Source organism: Stenotrophomonas sp. LARHCG68, assembly GCF_052871705.1.
The window spans coordinates 144,100-161,973 of record NZ_JBIXJV010000006.1 but is presented as its reverse complement, the minus strand read 5'-3'; the positions used below and the strand labels follow the sequence as shown (position 1 = coordinate 161,973).

Below are 17,874 nucleotides of genomic sequence, written 5' to 3'. Positions count from 1 at the left end.
TCAGAACAGCGCGAAGGCGGAGTTGAAGAAGCGGCCCAGCCAGCCCATGGCGTTGGACTGGGCAACCGCGCCGCGACCGCCGTAGGCGATGCGTGCATCGGCGACCTTGCTTGAGGCGATGGTGTTGTCCGGCGCGATGTCGGCGGCGCGGACCACGCCCTGGATCTGCACCAGTTCATCGCCCTGGTTCAGGCGCAGGTTCTTCTGGCCCTGCACCACCAGGTTGCCGTTGGGCAGGCGCTGGATGACGGTCACCGTCAGGCTGCCTTGCAGGCGGTTGCTCTGCGCGCTGTTGCCCTTGCCGTTGAAGTCGCGCGAGCTTTCCGCCGAGGCCCCTAGGATGTCCTTGCCGCCCAGCGTGACCGGGGCACCGAACAGGGTCGGCGTGCCGACGTCCAGCTTGGAATCCTTCTGGATGGCGGTGCTGGCCGTGGTGGTGGCGGTGGTGTTCTCGATCAGGGTGATGGTCAGCAGGTCGCCGACGTCACGTGCACGCCGGTCGCCGTACAGGTTCAGTCCCGGGCCGGCGGCATAGATGGCGCCGGCGGTGGGGGTCGCGGAGGGGGCGATGACCGGCTGGATCGGCGCCATCGGCGCGTAGGGGCGCACGTCGCCGGCCAGCGTGCAGCCGGCGCTGAGCACGGCGCACAAGGCGACGGGAAGCTGACGGAAGAATGGGGTGCGGCTCATGGCATTGATCCTGTGGCGACCGGTCAGACGTTGCTGTTGAGGTAGCCGAGCATGGCGTCGGTGGTGGAGATGGCCTTGGCGTTCATCTCGTAGGCGCGCTGGGTCTCGATCATCGCCACCAGCTCTTCCACCACGTTGACGTTGCTGCCTTCCAGTGCGCCCTGCACCACGGTGCCCAGCCCGTTGAGGCCGGGCGTGCCGTTCTGCGCCGGCCCGGAGGCCGTGGTCTCCACGTACAGGTTCTCGCCCTTGGCCTGCAGGCCCGCCGGGTTGATGAAATCAGTCAACGTCAGCGAGCCGATCTCCACCGATGCGGCCTCGCCGGCCATCTTCACGCTGATGGTGCCGTCGCTGCCGATGGTCAACGATTGGGTGCCCTCGGGAACCTGGATGCCCGGCTGCACCGGGTAGCCGCTGTTGGTGACCAGCTCCCCCTGCGCGTTGATCTGGAAGCTGCCGTCGCGCGTGTAGGCGGAGGTGCCGTCGGGCATCATCACCTCGAAGAAGCCACGACCATTGACCATCACATCCAGCGCCTTGCCGGTCTGCTGCTGCGTGCCCTGGTCGAAGTTCTTGGACGTGGCGACCACGCGCACACCGGTGCCCAGCTGCAGGCCGGTGGGCAGCTGGGTCTGCGCAGAAGAGGAACCGCCGGGCTGGCGAACCTGCTGGTAAAGCAGGTCCTCGAAGCTGGCACGGTCGCGCTTGAAGCCGGTGGTGTTGGTGTTGGCCAGGTTGTTGGAGACCACGGACATGCGCGTCTGCTGCGCATCCAGCCCGGTCTTGGCGACCCACAATGCCTGATTCATGACGCGTTCCTCTGCTGCTGATGCCGGCCGATGCGGCCCTTGCCAGGTTCAATGCATGGGCCGTGCCAAAACCGGCGACGGGATGCCGTCGCGAGCAGATCGCCGGTGGCAGCGGCCCGGGCCGCGAAGCAGGAAGCCGCCGAACCGCACGCATGAAAACGCCCGGACGCGATCTGCGCGCCCGGGCGACAGGGAACAACGACGACGTGATCGACTGCGGCCGGGATCAGATCCCGGCCGCAGGAGCCAATGGCCCGATCAACCGTTCAAGCGCAGCAGGGTGTTCGCGCTGCGCGCGTTCTCGTCGCCGTGCTTGATGACCTTCACCTGCATTTCGAACTGGCGCTGCAGCTGGATCATCTGCACCAGCGCGCCGGCGGCATCGACGTTGCTGGATTCCAGCATGCCGCTGTCCAGCGCCTTGCCCTGGCGTTGCGCGAAGGGCTGGGTGGGGTCGGTGTTGCGCATCAGCCCGTCCAGGCCGCGGGCCAGGCGTTCGTCGGGCGCCTCGACGACCTTCAATCGTCCGATCATCGCCATCGTCTGCGGGCCTTCGCCCAACGGGATGATCGACACGGTGCCGTCGTGGCCGATCTCCATCGCCTGGTGCGGCGGAATGGCGATCGGGTTGCCGTTGTCGTCGAGTACGGTGTTGCCTTCGGCGGTGACCAGTTGGCCGTTGGGCGTCATCGACAACGCGCCAGCGCGGGTGTACGCCTCACTGCCGTCGTTGGACTGCACCGCAAGCCAGCTGCCCGGCTGCAGCGAAAGATCCAGCGCGTTGCCGGTGATCTGCTGCGCGCCGATGCGACGATTGAAGCCGGCATCCACGTGCAGTGCGTCCACGCGCGAAGCGTAACCCGGGCCCTGGATGCGGAATGCCTCGGTGTTGGCCAGCGCTTCCTTGAAGCCCGGCGTGTCGGCATTGGCCAGGTTGTGCGACACGGTCCCCTGCGCCTGCAGCGAGGCGCGGGCGCCGGTCATGGCAACGTAAAGGGCTTTGTCCATTTGGGGGCAGGGAACAGGAAGTAGGGAAGGGGAGGCGGTGCGTCACCGGCAACGGGAAAAGGCGGGTGGGCGGTGGCTCCAGGCGATACCTGAGGCCCTCAACCCACCACCACGTCCTGTTCCCGATCCGGCGGTTAGCGGATGTTGATGACGGTCTGCGTGATCTGGTCCTGCGTCGAGACCATCTGCGCATTGGCCTGGAAGTTGCGCTGAGCCACGATCATGTTGACCAGCTGTTCGGTCAGGTCGACGGTGGACGCTTCCAGCGAGCCGGACTGGATCTGGCCCAGGTCGGAGGTGTCCGGTGCGCCGGTGCGTGCGATGCCGGACGCATTGGTCTCGGTCCACACGTTGTTGCCCATGCTCTGCAGGCCCTGCGGGTTGTTGAAGTTGGTCAGGGCAACCTGGCCGAGCGCGGTGTCGGCACCGTTGGAGTAACGCGCGTAGACCACGCCGGTGGTGTCGATGCTGATTTCGGTCAGCTTGCCCGAGGCGTAGCCGTCCTGGCGGGTGTCGCGTAGCGCGAACTTCTCGCCGTACTGCGTGGAGCCGCTCACGTCCAAGGTCAGGTTGAGCACGCCGGCGCCGGTGGCGGGCGTGAACGGATCCAGCGTGATCTGGCCGTTGGCCGGATTCAGCAGCGCACCGCTGTTGGAGAACTCCAGCGTGGTCGGCGCACCGACGGACTGGCCGTCGACATAGTTGTAGACCTGCCACTCGTTGGCGTTGGCACCCTTGACGAAGTAGGACGTCTGGGTGTGGCTGACGCCCAGCGAGTCGTACACGGTCACGCCACCGGTGGACTGGTTGTAGCTGTTGGAGTTGCTCGGGTCGAACGTTGCGATGGTCGGTTCGCTGGCGTTGGCCGGCAGGGTGAAGGCCAGGTTGACCAGGCCGGTCTGCTTGGGCGCGCTGTCGGTGGCCAGCACCTGCAGGTCGGTCAGCGTGCCGTCGAAGCGGGTGCCATCGGCGCTCGGCGCGTAGACCTGAAGGCGTGCGCCCTGCGGGTTGACGACATAGCCGCTCTTGTCGGTCTGGAAATTGCCGGCGCGCGAGTACACGCGCGTGCCGTTCATGCTCAGCGTGAAGAAGCCTTCGCCCTCGATGGCCATGTCCAGGCTGCGCCCGGTCTGGTCGATGTTGCCCTGCGAGAACTGCTGCGCCACGCCACTCAGGCGCACGCCCGAACCAATCGCATTGCGCGAAAGCCCGTAGCTGGTCGAGTTGAACAGGTCGGCGAACTCCGCACGCGACTCCTTGAAGCCGGTGGTGTTGACGTTGGCGATGTTGTTGGCGGTGACGTTCAGGTCGGCGTTGGCGGCGTTGATGCCGGACAGCGATACGTTGAAGCCCATGGTGGTAACTCCTGGCGGGTTCGGGGGGCTCAGCTGACGCGGAGCACGTAGTCGAGCGGGGCAGTGCCCAGGCCCTTGAGGTTCAGGTAGAGGCCGTCGGAACCGACGGTCACGCTTTCCACCTCGGCCTGCACGTAGGTGTTCAGCTTGGTCGAGGCGCCGCTGCTGTCCGAGTGGGTGGCGGCGATGGTGTAGCTGCCGGCGGGCATGCGGTTGCCGCTGGCGTCGGTGCCGTCCCACTGGAAGTTGACTTCGCCGGCGGCGTCGGCCGGCACACTCAGCGTGGTGACCTTCTGGCCGTTCGCATCGGTGATCTCGACGGTGACGGTGCCGGCCGATGGGGCCGCCACGGTGCCGCTGGTACCCCCTTCGCCTTCGAGGCTGAACTTGGTCGAAGGCACCATCACCTCGTGGCCGACCAGCGAGGCGCCCTTGAGGATCTGGTCGCTGGACATCGCCGACTGGAAGGTCTTGACGGTGGTGTTCAGGTCGGTGATGCCCTGCACGGTGGACAGCTGGGCCATCTGCGACACCATCTGGCTGTTGTCCATCGGCTTGGTCGGGTCCTGGTGCTGCAGCTGGGTGGTCATCAGCTTCAGGAAGTCGGCCTGGTCGAGGCTGTCGTTCTTCTTGGTCTTGGCATTGGCCGTGGCGTTCAGGCCGAGCGAGCCGTAGATATCGGAGGAGACGCTGGTGGTCATGTCGGTGGGTTCCGGTTGGGCGGGCGTCAACGGCCCATCGTCAGCGTGGCCAGGGCCAGTTCCTTGGCGGTGCTGAGCATCTCCACGCCGGCCTGGTAGTTGCGGGAGGTCGAGATCAGGTTGACCATCTGCGCCACCGGATCGACGTCGGGGGAGTAGACGTAACCGTCGCCGTCGGCCAGCGGGTGGTTGGGTTCATACCGCTTGATCGGGGCCGCATCGCTCTGCGTGACTTCCTTGACCTGCACGCCGGTGAGGTTGGGATCGGTGCGGCTGGTCACGGCCTGGAACACCGGTTCCAGCGGCTTGTACACCGCCTCCGGCGAACCGGCGATGGAATCGGCGTTGGCCAGGTTGGAGGCGATGGTGCTCATGCGCACCGACTGCGCCTGCAGCGCGGAGCCGGCGATGTCGAAGATCGGCAGGTTGCTCATGGCATCGTTCCTTACTGGCCGGTGATGGCGGTGAGCATCGTGCGCACCTTCGATTCGACGAAGCTCAGCGAGGCGCGGTATTCCAGCGCGGCGCGGCCGTAGGCGGCGCGCTCGGCGTCGGGATCGACGGTGTTGCCATCCAGGCTGGGCTGGGCCGCCTCGCGGGTGATCTGGAACGGATTCAGCCCGTCCCCGCCGATGGCGTAGTGCTGTTCGGCCGTGGCGGCCAGCTGGCCATTGCCGGCCATGCCCTGGGCGTGGCGCAGGGCGGCATCGAAGTCGATGTCACGCGCCTTGTACCCCGGCGTGTCGGCATTGCTCAGGTTGCTGGCGATCAGCTTCATGCGCTGCTCGCGCAACGGCATGGCCTGGGCATGGATGCCCAGATAGTCGGAAATCAGGTTGGCCATGTGGTGGCTCCCACGGAACGTTGCCGGGGGAGCTGCAAGCCGCGTGCCAGAACGCCCGGCTCGGCCCGCCTCAGTCACCTGGCGGGCAGCAGGTCAGCCAGGTTGCGGGGAAAGGCAGGAAACCGTTCCCTTCCCCCGCCAGCGGGGGAAGGTGCCCGAAGGGCGGCAGGGGGCGCGCTTCCGGCCCCGGCTCAGGCCGCTTCAGCTACGTGCCGGAGGCGCTGCAGCACGAAGTCGGCCAGTTCGTGCGGGCTGTACTTGGCGACGAAGGCGTTGGCCCCGACGCGCTCGACCATGGCGTTGTTGAATACGCCGGACAAGGACGTGTGCAGCAGCACGTACAGGCCCGACAGGCCTGGATGGCGGCGGATTTCCGTCGTCAGCGTGTAGCCGTCCATGGCCGGCATCTCGATGTCGGAGATGACCATGGCATAGCGTTGCGCCGGGTCTTCGCCGGCGGCCTGGATCTGCAGCAGGTGCTCCAGCGCCTGCTTGCCGTCGGACAGCAGGGTGGCGGTGACCCCCAGTTGGTCCAGCACGCTGCGGATCTGCTGGCGGGCCACGCGCGAGTCATCCACGACCAGTACCTGCATCGGCGGTGCGTCGGCCGGCAGCGCCATCGATGGATCCAGCACGGCTTCGCCGCGGACCTGGGCAATGTCGGCCAGCACGCTTTCCACGTCGATGACCTGGATCAGCTCGCCCTGAAAGCGCGTCACCGCGGTCAGGTAGGTGGACTCGGCACCCAGCTCCGGCGGCGGCTGGATGTCCTCCACCGCGATGTTGACGATCCGCTCCACGCCGCTGACCAGGAAGCCCTGCACCGAGCGGTTGAATTCGGTGACCACCAGGTAGCCCGGGGCAGTATCGGCTTCCGGCTCCCGCTCGGGGTGGCCGATCGCCAGGCCCAGGTCCAACACCGGCACCGAGCGCCCGCGCACGTCGGCCACGCCGGCGAACTGGCCGGGAAGGCCGGGCACCTGGAACAACGCCGGGCGCCGCAGCACTTCCTGCACCTTGAACACGTTCACGCCAAAAAGCTGACGGCCGCCAAGGCGGAACAGCAGCAGCGCGAGGCGATTGTGGCCGGCCAGCCGGGTGCGCTGGTCGATGCGATTGAGCAGGTCTTGTGACATGCAGCCTGTATCGGCGCGGGTCGGGGACAACTTGAGGCCGGCCTGGGCCGGGTTCTGGCACGCCGCTTGCCTGTGACCGGGCTGGAGTCGTTTGTCCGGAGCCCAGATCCATGCGCCTGTTCCTGTTGGCCAGCCTGCTGCTGCCGCTGAGTGCCCTTGCCACCGAGTTCCAGCCGGTGGAGAGCATCCGTGCGGCGGCGTTGTCGACCCTGGCGACCGGGGAGCAGGGCGAGGCTGGGGTCGACGCCGGCCTGCGCATGCCGCGCTGCGCGCAGGGGTTGCGGGCCCAGGCCACGGCCAACACCACGGTGGAAGTGAGTTGCCCGGACGCCGGTGGCTGGCGCCTGTTCGTGCCGGTCAAGGTGCGCCGCGAGCAGGCGGTGCTGGTGCTGGCACGCGGCGTGGCTGCTGGAGAAACCCTGGCCGCGGCCGATATCAGTACGGTCCGGCGCGACACCGCGCGGATCGCCGGCGCGGTACTCTCGGCGCCTGAACTGGCGGTGGGGCGGGTTGCGCGGCGCACCTTGAGTGCCGGCAGCCTGCTCTCGTCCAGCGACCTGGTGGCCCAGCGGATCGTCCGTCGGGGCGACAGCGTCGCCCTGGTCTCGCGGCGGGGCGGGGTGGAAGTCCGGATGGCGGGCCGTGCCCTGGGCGACGCCGGCGAGGGCGAGCGGGTATCGGTCGAGAACCTGTCTTCACGCCGAGTGATGCAGGGTGTCACCACGGCGGCCGGCGATGTGCTGGTCAGCCGGTAAATTTCCCTAAAGAACCCCCGGCCGCTGCCGTTATCGTTTTCGAACCGAATCAGGAATCCCATCACATGAGCCAGAAAATCGACGGCGGAATCGCAGCAGCGGCGCAGATGCGCAGTATTGCGGTCAACACCCGGGTCGCCCCGGCCGGCGAGTCCAAGGCCCAGGCGGTGCAGGCGGCCGACAGCGTCCGCCTGACCGGTGAGGCCACCCAGTTGCAGGCCATGCAGCGCGAGCTGAGCAACGCCTCGGCCATCGACCCGTCCCGCGTGCAGGCCGTGCGCCAGGCCCTGGAGAACGGCAGCTACCGGATCAACCCCGACGCCATTGCCTCGCGCATGCTGGACCTGGACCGGCAGCTGCAGGGATGAACCTCACCATGGCCGATCCGCTGCAGCGGTTGAGCGAGGCGCTGGAAGGCGAGCAGCGCGCCCTGGTCGAGCATGACGTGCCGGCACTGGTCGCCGCGACCGGCCGGAAGCTGGAAGCCCTGCGCGAACTGGAGCGCAATCCGCCGCTCAACGCTGCCGGTCGCCTGAAGGAACTGGCCGAACGCAACCAGGCCAACGGCGTACTGCTGTCGCGCCGCCGCCGCGAGGTCAACTGGACCTTGCGCCAGCTCGGTCGCAGCGAAGATGCCCCGGCATACGACGCCAAGGGCCAGACTGAAACCCTGCAGGCACGCCGACCGTTGGCAGTGGCCTGAGTCCGGCCGCCCGCTGCGGCGGCTGTTGAAGCACGCAAACGCGCAGTCCGGCAGCAAACGCCTGCCGGCATCCGGCTATAGTGACGGCCCCGTTTCAGTGCCGTACCGCCGTGACCCAGATCGATACCCCTTCCCTGGCCCCCCTTCCGTCGTCGGCCGCCCTGCGCGCCCTTGGTGAGCGGGTCAAGCATGGCCTGCTGGTGTTCAACAACCGGCTGGAGGTGAGCATCGCCAATGCGCTGGTACGTGAGCTGTTCGGCGTCGATGAAGCCGGCAGCAGCGGCCTGGCCCGCGAGCTGGAACGGCTGTTGCCGTCCTTCGCGATCCCGCAGGTCCGCGAGAGTGGCAACTGGAATGGCAGCCTGCCGATCGGCGAGCGCGTGATCACCGTGCACCTGCACCATCATGCCGACGCGGCCGGGGAATCCTTCCTGGCGTTGTTCCAGCAGGTGGATGGCCCGGAGGACTACGAGCGCGAGCTGCAGCAGCGCCACGCCGAGCTGCGCCAGGCCTACCTGCGCCTCAACGGTGCCCAGGAGAAGCTGCTGCAGTCGGAGAAGATGGCCTCCATCGGCCAGCTGGCCGCGGGCGTGGCCCACGAGATCAACAACCCGATCGGTTACGTGCATTCCAACCTGGGCAGCCTGCAGGAATACCTGCGCAGCCTGTTCACCGTCATCGAGGCCTACGAGCGCGCCTTGCGTGCGCCGGACCCCAAGGCGCTGATCGCCGAGATCGACGACATCCGCGACCGCCTGGACATCGACTTCATCAGCCGCGACCTGCCGCAGCTGATGGCCGAATCCCGCGAGGGCATCGAGCGGGTGACCCGTATCGTGCGCGACCTGAAGGACTTCTCGTACTCCGGCCGCGACGAGTCCTGGAAGCTGGCCGACCTGCACGCCGGCCTCGAGTCGACCATCAACATCATCTGGAACGAGCTCAAGTACAAGGTCACGCTGGAGCGCCATTACGGCGAGCTGCCGATGATCGAGTGCCTGCCGTCGGAGTTGAACCAGGTCTACATGAACCTGCTGCTCAACGCCGGCCACGCCATCGCCGAGCGCGGCAACATCATCGTCAGCACCGGGGTGGAGGGCGAGGAGGTCTGGGTGCAGTTCGAGGACGACGGCGCCGGCATCTCGCCGGAACTGCGCCAGCGCATCTTCGACCCGTTCTTCACCACCAAGCCGGTCGGCAGCGGTACCGGCCTGGGCCTGTCGATCTCCTACGGCATCATCAACAAGCACCACGGCCGCATCGACGTGGAGAGCACGGTTGGCGAAGGTTCGCGCTTCCGCATCGTGCTGCCGGTCCGCCAGCCCAAGTAGCAACACCCCCGGGCGCGAAGCCGAACCGCCCGTCCACGCCGGCGCTACGTCGGAATCCCGCCGCGCTTCTCGTCGTGGGTGCGGAAGGCCTGGCGGATGTGCTCGCGCAGCTCGTCGTCGTTCCACGGCTTGGTCAGGAAGCGATAGATCGCGCCGCGGTTGATCGCGTCGGTGACGGTGTTCAGGTCGGTGTAGCCGGACAGCACCAGCCGGATCGTGTCCGGATAGAGCATCTTCACCCGGCCCAGGAACTCGGTGCCGCTCATGTCGCTCATGCGCTGGTCGGACAGGATCACCTGCACGTCGTTGATCGCCAGCAGGTCGAAGGCGTCACGCACATTGCCGGCGGCCAGGATGCGGTAACCGTCGCGGCGGAACAGGCGCACCAGCGAACGCAGCACGTTCTCCTCGTCATCGAGCAGCAGCAGGGTGCGGTCCGGGCGGGTCTCGGCGAAGGCTTCCGGGCGCAGGTAGCGGCGGCGCAACGTCATGCCGGCCGCGTCGGAGGACATCGGCTCGCCGAACAGGTAGCCCTGGAACACATCGCAGTCATTGCGGCGCAGGAAGCCGAGCTGTGCCTGCGATTCCACGCCATTGGCGATCACGGTCATGCCCAGCTGGTGACCCATGGCGATGATGGCGCGACTGATGGCCGCCTCGCGGTTGGCCGCCGGCGCGCTCTTGATGAAGCTGCGGTCGATCTTGAGCTTGTCCACCGGATAGCGGACCAACGCGCTCAGGCTGGAATCACCGGTGCCGAAGTTGTCCAGGCACAGGCTGATGCCTTCGTTGCGCAGGTTGGCCAGGGTCTCGTGGACGAAGTTGACGTTGTTGGTCAGCGCGCTTTCGTTGATCTCCAGGGTCAGCATGCGCGGGGGGACGCCGATGCCCTGCAGCAGCGCCATCACCTCGGTGAAGAAGTTCGGGCGCAGCAGCTGCAGGGTGGAGACATTGACGGCGACGTTGAAGTCCTCGAAGCCCTGGTCGCGCCACAGCCGGGCCTGGCGCAGGGTCATCTCCAGTACCCACGCACCGATCTGCACGATGATGCCCAGCCGCTCGGCGGTGCGCATGAAGCGCTCGGGTACCAGCATGCCGAGGGTGGGTGACTGCCAGCGCAGCAGCGCTTCCATGCCGACCACGTGGCCGTCGCGCGCACTCACCAGCGGCTGGTAGCGCAGGCGCAGCTCGCCGTTGTCGATGGCATCCACCAGTTGCCGCGAAATGATGCTCTCGCTGTGCGCGCTGCTGGGCTTGTGCAGCACGTGCACGTGCACCGCGTTGCCGCCCTCGCGCGCGGCCTGGTGCAGCGCATCCTCGGCCAAGTCCAGCAGGGTGGTGGGGTTGGTGGCATGTTCGGGGCACAGCGCCGCGCCGATCTTGCCGGTCAGGAACAGGGTGTACGGCAACACCGACAGGGGCAGCTCGATCTGCTGGCGCAGCTGCTCGGCCAATTCCTCCGGCGGCGGCACATTGCCGCCGCGCTCCACCGCGATCAGGAATTCATCGCTGCCGTGCCGCCACAGCTTGCCGCGGCCATCCAGGAAGTTGCGCAGCCGGTCGGCGATCAGTACCAGTGCCTGGTCGCCCACTTCGGCGCTCATGTTCTCGTTGACCGAGGCGAAGTGGTCGATGTCCAGGTGCAACAGCATCATCGACGGGCCGTTGCGGCGAGCGGACTCGACCATCGCGGCGAACTCGGGATTGCCGGCGCCGAGGCGCACGGGGCGCACATCGTTGCGATCGGCAAGCACGGCGGCGGGGGAATTCCACATCGGCGGGGGTCCTGGAAAATCGGTTAATGCGGGAGCGCGGGGCAGGGCAGGTGCAGGTCGATGCAGGTGCCTTCGCCCGGCGCGGTTTCGATGCGCAGGCGGCCACCGGCACTCTGCGCGCGTTCGCGCATCACGATCATGCCCAATCCGCGCGGTCCGTTGGGGTCGAATCCCTCGCCATCGTCGATCACCCGCAGGTGCAGGCCGCCTTCGGGGGCGTCCTGCAGCAGCAGCGAGACCTGGCTGGCACGGGCATGGCGCAGCGCATTGGTCAGCCCTTCCTGGGCGATGCGGAAGCAGGCCTGCTCCACCTCGTTGCCCGGGCGCTGGCTGAGCGTGCGCACGTCCAGCAGCAGCTCCACCGGCGTGGAGCGGAACAGCATGCCGGCCTGCCAGCGCAAGGCAGCCTCCAGTCCGAGCGCGTCCAGCTGCGGCGGGCGCAACAGCATGGACAGGTTGCGCAACCGGATCACGGTGCTGTCGGCCAGTTCGATGATCTGGTCGATGTCCTCGCGGCGGCGTTCGGCCAGCTCTTCCTCGCGGGCGGCGAAGGCAGCCAGCTTCATCGCGGTGATCGCCTGGCCGATGTCGTCGTGCAGGTCACGGGAAATCGAGCGGCGTTCGTCCTCCTGCAGCGAGAACAACCGCCCGGCCATGGCCTGCAGTTCGGCATTGCTGGCCGCCAGCGCGGCGCGTCCCTGTTCCAGCTCGCTCAGGTCACGGATGACGAAGCGCTCGGCGGCCTGGCCCTCATGAACCACCGGGCCCGCGCTGAGCGATGCCTGGAACGCACCGCCGCAGGGGTGATGCAGCAGCAGGCGCGCGAGCGAAGGTTGTTGGGTGCGCGCGGCGCGCAGTTCGGACAGTGCGGTGGCGGGCATCCCGGTGCGGATCCCGAGCATGCGCCCGGCAGAGGCGTTGGCGTACAGCACCTGGTCGGCGCCAGCGATGATCACCGCGTCGGGCAGGTTGTCACTGATCTGCCTGAAGGACGAGGGCGCCGCCGGTGGGGTGGGGGCCTGCCGCATGCCGGACGGACGGCACAGCCAGCCGATCAGGATCCCGCCAACGGTCAACGCCACTGCGATGAACATCACATTTTCTGAAGGGCTGCCGACGAGCAGCCGCATGAACAGAAATGCCACCGCCAGCACCAGCCCGCACAGCCCGACCACCCGCAAAAGCACGCGGTGCTGTCGCTGGAGGCGACGGACAGGCACGGACGCGGGTGGAATGGGGGCCTTGCCGGCTTCCATGTTCGACATGCTGGGTATGGATTGCGTGATGTCATCTTAACGAGTTGTCCGGGTGCCGCGCGACGTAATGCTCAATTCCACCGGATTGCTGCCGTTATCACTCCTGTCCCCGGATTCCCGGGCAGGAGAAAGAGCGCGTGGATCGCGGGGTAATCGCAAGCCTGCTTAACCACCCATTGAACGCGGCCCTGGTGCTGCTGGACGTGGATGGACAGCCCCTGGCGGCCAACGCCAAGGCCAGGGAATTGCGCCTGCACGAACGCTTGTCGCGCTATTGCGCGCAGTTGGCGGGCTGTCGGGCGCAGGCGCCCGGGCAGAAGGCGGTCAGCTGCCCGTTGCCGGATGGCCAGGCGCGGCTGGATGGCTGGCTCAGCGCCGTCCACGATCCGGGCGGGAGCCTGCTCGGCTACCTGTATTCGTACTCCACCGACGCCTCCGCGCACGCCGCCCAATGGCTGGCGGCCATGGAGGCCGGTGGCAACGTCGCCTGGGACTGGGACGTGGCCGCCGACCGGCTCACCCGCCGCGGACCGCACGGAACCCACACCGAGCTGCGGCTGATGGACAGCGTGCATCCGGACGAGCAGCCGCTGCTGCGCCAGGCCATCGCCGCGCACCTGCACGACCCCGCGCAGCCCTTCGCCTGCCAGTTCCGCATCCGTGACGCCCAGGGCCAGTGGCGCTGGGTGCTGGACCGCGGCAGGGTGGTGGCGCACGCGGCCGACGGCCAGCCGCTGCGCATGGCCGGCACCTACACCGACATCCAGCCGCTGAAGGCGCTGGAAGACGACCTGCGTGCGCAGCACGCGCTGCTGTGCCGCGCCCAGCGCGTGGCCGGCATGGGCAGCTGGAGCTGGGATTGCGGCCGGCAACGGATGCAATGGTCGCCCGAGAGCCACGCCGCGATCGGCGTGGAGGCAGGCTCCCTGCCATCGGGCTGGGGCTGGATGCGGCAGCTCGGGCGCGACGCCCGTCGCCACCTGCTGACGGTCTGGCGACGCCTGCATGCCGACCCGCAGGCCACCGAGTTCGAAGTGTGCTGGGGCCGCGAGCCGGTGCTGCAACAGCAGCTGCGGGTCTGGCTGGAGCCCGAGCACGATGCGTCCGGGCGGCTGCGGCGCGTGGTTGGCCAGGTACAGAACATCAGCGGCCAGCACCGTACCGACGCGTTGATCCGTTGGCGTACCGAGCTGCTCAACCGCGTATCCGCGCTGGGCAGGATCGGTGGCTGCGAGATCGAGGCCAGTACCCGCGAGATGCAATGGACCGAGGAGTGCTACCGCATCCATGGCCTGCGCAAGGCACCGGTCACGCTGGACCAGGCGCTGGCCCTGTACACGCCGGACTCGCGCGACAGCTTCGAGGCGGCCCTGGCGCGCATCGCCCAGGGCGGGCTGCCCGAGCAGTTGGACCTGTGCTTCTATCGTCCCTCCGGACAACGTGTCTGGGTGCAGGTGCTGATCGAGCTGGACCGCCGCGACGGCCTGCCGGAGCGCCATGTGGTGCTGTTCCGCGACATCACCCGCGAGCGCGAGGCCGATGAGCGCCTGGAACTGCTGGCCCACTACGACCTGCTCACCGGTCTGCCGAACCGCATGCTGCTGCGCGAGCAGGCCTCCGAGGCCATCCTCGAAGCACGCGAGCGCGGCGCGATACTGGCCATGCTGTTCGTCGACCTGGACGGCTTCAAGGGCATCAACGACACCTTCGGCCATGCCACCGGCGACATCCTGCTCAAGGCCGCCGCCTCGCGCCTGCACCAGAACCTGCGCAACGCCGACCTGTTCGCCCGCTTCAACGGCGACGAGTTCATCGTCGTGCTGCGCAACCTGGCCGAGCCGGAGGACGCCGGCCACGTGGCCCGCAAGCTGATCGCCTCGTTGGCCGAGCCGCTGTATCGCGAGGACGCCACCCTCAAGGTGGGCGCCAGCGTGGGCATCGCCCTGCTGGACGAGACCCGCAACGACTTCGACACCTTGCTGCGCGCGGCCGATGCGGCCATGCATGCCGCCAAGGAAGCCGGCCGCAACACCTACCAGTACTACAGCCAGGATGCGCTGGCACGCACCCAGCGGTTGCTCGAGATCGAGCACGCACTGAACGGTGCGCTGGACCGGGACGAGTTCAGCCTGGCCTACCAGCCGCTGATCCATACCCGCGAAGGCCATGCGCCTTCCATCGAGGCACTGCTGCGCTGGAACACCCCCCGCATCGGTCCGTGCAGTCCGGCCGAGTTCATCCCGATCGCGGAGAAGTGCGGGGAAATCATCCGCATCGGCGATTGGGTCCTGAACGAGGTATGCCGCCAGGCCGTGGTCTGGGAGCAGGCCGGGCTGCGTTTTGACCGCATCGCGGTCAATGTCTCGGCCATCCAGTTGCGCGAGCGCGGCTTCGCCGAGCGCGTGATCGCGATCTGCGACCGTCACGGCTGGTCGCCGCGGCGCCTGGAGCTGGAGCTGACCGAGTCGGCCCTGATCCGCGACACCGAGGCCCTGCGCCAGTGCTTCGACGTGTTCGAGCAGCATGGCGTGCCGCTGGCGGTGGATGACTTTGGTACCGGATTCTCCAACCTGCATTACCTCAACCGGTTCCCGGTGCAGCGGCTGAAGATCGACCGCAGCTTCGTGCAGGGCATGCTGCATGACGCCGGTACCGCCGAGGTCACCCAGGCCATCGTGCACCTGGGCCACGCGCTGGGCATGCGGGTGGTGGCCGAAGGCGTGGAAACAACCGCCGAGGAGGCCATGCTGCGCCGGCAGGGCTGCGACGAGCTGCAGGGCTACCTGTACTCCAAGCCCTTGCGTTCACGCGAGATGATGCGCTGGCTGCGCGAGGGGGGCTGCGACACCAGCACGCCTCCTCCGGCCGAACACAGCCGGATCACCGCCACCCTGTGAGCGCGCAGGCCCGGCAGGAGCGCCTTCGGGCGCGAAACCACGATTGCCTCCGGAGCCGGTAGCCGCATTGCGTTACCGACGCACATGGTCTGCATCAACACCGGCATCGCGGCCAAGGCCGCTCCAACAGCACTGACACGGTAGGAGAGCGCCCTGGGACGCGAAACCACGGCTGCCACCGGAGCCGGTAACTGCATTGCATTCCCGACACGCGCGGTCTGCACCAACACCAGCTTCGCGGCCAAGACCGCTCCAGCAGCACTGACGCGTTAGGAGCGCCCTCGGGGGCGAAACCGCGGCTGCAACCGAAGCTCAAGCACGCTTCCGGCTTCCCCGGCCAACTGCCCCAGGGCAGCGGCAAGTCCCGCAGCCACGGCGACGACGCCCCGCGTCCGTCGCCGCCTAGACCACCGCCAGGTCCCATTGGATGCTGGTCACCAGCCACTCCTCGCTTGCCACGCCAATCCGTGCATCGCGGTACAGCGCCATCAGCTCATCGCGGCTGGACTGCTCCAGTCGCTGCAACTGTTCGGCGCGGCTCAGGCAGGAGGGGGCGGCCAAGACCACCCCGTCATCGGCCGCTTGGTGGCTCATCCGGGTCTCCCGTGATCCGCCCAGCGACGGACATGACAAAGCCCCGGCTTTCGCCGGGGCCGGGTTCTGGACGCCTGGTGGGGTATCAGAACAGCTCAACCGTACCTGCGCCCATGCTCTGCTGGGTCACCGGCTTGTGCGGCGGGCGTTCCCACTCGCTGCGCAGCTCGCGCAGGCGGCTGCCGGTGCGCTGCAGGGCGTTGACCAGTTCGCCATCGAACACGCCGCCATTGCGATGCAGCAGCTCCTGCAGGGCCACGGCTTCGCGGTTGATGGTGCCCAGGCGGTCCAGGTGGGTGTGCACGCCGCCCAGGGTCTGGGTGGCGATGTCCTCGAACTGCAGTGCACGCACCGCTTCGGCGACACTGCCGTCGATGGCGCGGCCGCACTCGGAGATCTCGCGCATGCCGTCGCCCAGCGACGCGTTGATCGCGGCCACGTTGTCGAGCATGGCGGCGGCTTCGTGGCGGGCTTCACGCGAGCGGTCCATGTCGCGCGAGGCCATGTGCGAGACGGTCTCGCGCACCTTGGCGATGGCGTCCTTGGAGCTGTGGGCCAACTTGCGGATCTGCTCGTTGAAGGTGGTCGAACGCTCGGACAGGTTGCGCACCTCGTCGGCCACCACGGCGAAACCTCGGCCGGCTTCGCCGGCGCGGGCCGCTTCGATCGCGGCATTGAGGGCGAGCAGGTTGGTCTGGTCGGCGATGGACTTCACGTCCTCCAGCAGCGAGAAGATGCCATCCAGGTGCTGGGCCATCTGGTCGATGTGCTGCACGGTGGTGCTGCTCTGGCCGCTGACTTCCTCCAGTGCCTCGACCAGCTGTTCCATCTGCTGGCTGGCGTGCTGGGCGAAACGGGCCACGTCCACGCCGGCGCTGCCGTCTTCACCGGCACGGTCGACCACGCGGGCCAGGGCCTGGCTCTGCTGGCGCGACTTGCGGTTCATCGCATCGAAGCTGCTGCCCAGCCCGGCGACGGCCTGGCGGATCAGTTCGCGGGCGCGCTCGACTTCATTGCGCGAGCCTTCGATCTCGTTGCTGACGAAGCTGCGCAGCTCGTTGAGCAGCATGTCCTGTTCGCGCATCACGCGGGCATGCTCGGGCGAGCGTTGGGTCTGCGAATGCACGCTCCACCAGGCAAACACCAGCCAGCTGAGCACCATGGTGGTCAGGATTGCCCAGAGCACCGCGGCGGGCCAGGTGAATGCCACGGCGAGCGGCAGCAGGAAAGTAAGGACCAGGGGGGCGGCCAGGCGGATTGCAATACGTGCGTACATGGACGTTCTCGGGAGAGTCACGGTTGCTGTATCGGCCGTGGGCAGGGTGTCTTTAGCCCTGCGCGCGCAATCCGGGGACATCGGCGTGAAGGCCTGCGGCCGGGGAGGGCGGCAGGCCGTTGCCTCAACGCACGCGGCGCTCGATGGCTTCGAGCATGCTCCGGCGCGAGAACAGGAAATCCCAGTAGGTGCCGCCCAGCTGGCGCCACAGCACCGCCGAGCGTACCGCCGCCAGCAGCAGCGCCCGGATCTCTGAGACCACCGCGGCCTGGCCGAGGTAGTGCGGGTTGCCCTGGACCATGATCCGCGGCTTGAGCTGGCTGATGGTGTCGGCATACAGAGTGCCCATGGCCATCAACACGTCCGGGTGGCTGCTGTCGCCCAGCTCCAGGGCGCGGTCGGCGGTGCGGCGGATGCCGGCGGTCACCTTGTCCACGGCCGCGTCCTCGCGGACGAAGCGGCGCTCCAGCTGCATCACCGACAGCGCCAGGCGCGGCAGCAGGTCGTCCTTGCCCTGGTTGCGGAAGTAGTCGCGCACCAGGCGCAGGCCCGGCTCCACCTGCGTGACGCTGCCGTACACCGCAGCCGGGGAGGCCGCGTCGATGCGCATCACGCTGTCCATCGCGGTCCGCACGATGGCGTTGTCCGAATGGCCGGTTTCGGCGATGCGACGTACCTGCTGCAGCGCCTGGGCAATGCCGGCCACGGCAAGCACGCGGTCATCGATGGAAAAACTCATGGTTA

General features: G+C 67.8%; 17 protein-coding genes and 1 pseudogene. 5 read left to right on the top strand and 13 right to left on the bottom strand.

What is annotated here, in order from left to right:
- From flgH to ACIPR8_RS17220, 8 genes are all read right to left on the bottom strand, one after another.
- Entirely contained in the window at positions 1 to 690 is a 690-nt protein-coding gene (flgH, locus tag ACIPR8_RS17255; protein ID WP_446541815.1) for a flagellar basal body L-ring protein FlgH, read from the bottom strand.
- 23 nt (positions 691 to 713) lie between these two features.
- Entirely contained in the window at positions 714 to 1,499 is a 786-nt protein-coding gene (flgG, locus tag ACIPR8_RS17250) for a flagellar basal-body rod protein FlgG (RefSeq protein ID WP_132863491.1), read from the bottom strand.
- Positions 1,500 to 1,757: 258 nt separating this feature from the next.
- A complete protein-coding gene (locus ACIPR8_RS17245; protein ID WP_132863492.1) occupies positions 1,758 to 2,507 on the bottom strand; it encodes a flagellar basal body rod protein FlgF in 750 nt (249 codons plus the stop codon).
- Positions 2,508 to 2,641: 134 nt separating this feature from the next.
- Positions 2,642 to 3,862, bottom strand: a complete 1,221-nt coding sequence (gene flgE / locus ACIPR8_RS17240; RefSeq protein WP_192285803.1) for a flagellar hook protein FlgE — start codon at positions 3,860 to 3,862, stop codon at positions 2,642 to 2,644.
- Positions 3,863 to 3,891: 29 nt separating this feature from the next.
- Complete coding sequence (locus ACIPR8_RS17235; protein WP_132863495.1) at positions 3,892 to 4,563, bottom strand: flagellar hook capping FlgD N-terminal domain-containing protein; 672 nt, start codon at positions 4,561 to 4,563, stop codon at positions 3,892 to 3,894.
- Positions 4,564 to 4,589: 26 nt separating this feature from the next.
- Entirely contained in the window at positions 4,590 to 4,997 is a 408-nt protein-coding gene (gene flgC, locus ACIPR8_RS17230) for a flagellar basal body rod protein FlgC (protein WP_192285801.1), read from the bottom strand.
- Between the two features lie 11 nt (positions 4,998 to 5,008).
- Positions 5,009 to 5,407: a flagellar basal body rod protein FlgB gene (gene flgB / locus ACIPR8_RS17225; protein WP_132863498.1), complete on the bottom strand. Its 399-nt coding sequence runs from the start codon at positions 5,405 to 5,407 to the stop codon at positions 5,009 to 5,011.
- 191 nt (positions 5,408 to 5,598) lie between these two features.
- Positions 5,599 to 6,543 (bottom strand): chemotaxis protein, encoded by a 945-nt coding sequence (locus ACIPR8_RS17220; RefSeq protein ID WP_132863500.1) that lies wholly within the window; start codon positions 6,541 to 6,543, stop codon positions 5,599 to 5,601.
- Positions 6,544 to 6,653: 110 nt separating this feature from the next.
- Between ACIPR8_RS17220 and flgA the strand changes: the two genes are divergently transcribed.
- From flgA to ACIPR8_RS17200, 4 genes are all read left to right on the top strand, one after another.
- Entirely contained in the window at positions 6,654 to 7,298 is a 645-nt protein-coding gene (gene flgA, locus ACIPR8_RS17215; protein WP_446541814.1) for a flagellar basal body P-ring formation chaperone FlgA, read from the top strand.
- A 65-nt stretch (positions 7,299 to 7,363) separates the two neighbouring features.
- Positions 7,364 to 7,666 carry a flagellar biosynthesis anti-sigma factor FlgM gene (gene flgM, locus ACIPR8_RS17210; RefSeq protein WP_446541813.1) on the top strand — a complete coding sequence of 101 codons (303 nt, stop codon included), beginning with the start codon at positions 7,364 to 7,366 and terminating at the stop codon, positions 7,664 to 7,666.
- An 8-nt stretch (positions 7,667 to 7,674) separates the two neighbouring features.
- The gene (locus tag ACIPR8_RS17205; protein WP_446541812.1) at positions 7,675 to 8,001 is read left to right on the top strand and encodes a flagellar protein FlgN; all 327 of its coding nucleotides are present in this window, start codon (positions 7,675 to 7,677) and stop codon (positions 7,999 to 8,001) included.
- Positions 8,002 to 8,111: 110 nt separating this feature from the next.
- Entirely contained in the window at positions 8,112 to 9,332 is a 1,221-nt protein-coding gene (locus ACIPR8_RS17200) for an ATP-binding protein (RefSeq protein WP_132863506.1), read from the top strand.
- 44 nt (positions 9,333 to 9,376) lie between these two features.
- Here ACIPR8_RS17200 and ACIPR8_RS17195 read toward each other — a convergent pair whose 3' ends face one another.
- Positions 9,377 to 11,107 carry an EAL domain-containing protein gene (locus ACIPR8_RS17195; RefSeq protein ID WP_132863507.1) on the bottom strand — a complete coding sequence of 577 codons (1,731 nt, stop codon included), beginning with the start codon at positions 11,105 to 11,107 and terminating at the stop codon, positions 9,377 to 9,379.
- Positions 11,108 to 11,130: 23 nt separating this feature from the next.
- Positions 11,131 to 12,096, bottom strand: a pseudogene (locus ACIPR8_RS17190) (ATP-binding protein); the annotation flags it as partial.
- Positions 12,097 to 12,500: 404 nt separating this feature from the next.
- On the opposite strand from ACIPR8_RS17190, the gene ACIPR8_RS17185 reads away from it, so the two are divergent.
- Positions 12,501 to 15,260 carry a bifunctional diguanylate cyclase/phosphodiesterase gene (locus ACIPR8_RS17185; protein WP_446541811.1) on the top strand — a complete coding sequence of 920 codons (2,760 nt, stop codon included), beginning with the start codon at positions 12,501 to 12,503 and terminating at the stop codon, positions 15,258 to 15,260.
- Between the two features lie 402 nt (positions 15,261 to 15,662).
- On the opposite strand, the gene ACIPR8_RS17180 is transcribed toward ACIPR8_RS17185, so the two are convergent.
- The 3 genes from ACIPR8_RS17180 to hflD form a co-directional block, all read right to left on the bottom strand.
- Positions 15,663 to 15,854 (bottom strand): hypothetical protein, encoded by a 192-nt coding sequence (locus tag ACIPR8_RS17180; RefSeq protein ID WP_446541810.1) that lies wholly within the window; start codon positions 15,852 to 15,854, stop codon positions 15,663 to 15,665.
- An 85-nt stretch (positions 15,855 to 15,939) separates the two neighbouring features.
- On the bottom strand, positions 15,940 to 17,130 hold the full coding sequence (locus ACIPR8_RS17175) for a methyl-accepting chemotaxis protein (protein ID WP_132863514.1): 1,191 nt from the start codon (positions 17,128 to 17,130) through the stop codon (positions 15,940 to 15,942).
- Positions 17,131 to 17,254: 124 nt separating this feature from the next.
- Positions 17,255 to 17,869 (bottom strand): high frequency lysogenization protein HflD, encoded by a 615-nt coding sequence (hflD, locus tag ACIPR8_RS17170; RefSeq protein ID WP_132863515.1) that lies wholly within the window; start codon positions 17,867 to 17,869, stop codon positions 17,255 to 17,257.
- Between the last annotated feature and the right edge of the window lie 5 nt (positions 17,870 to 17,874).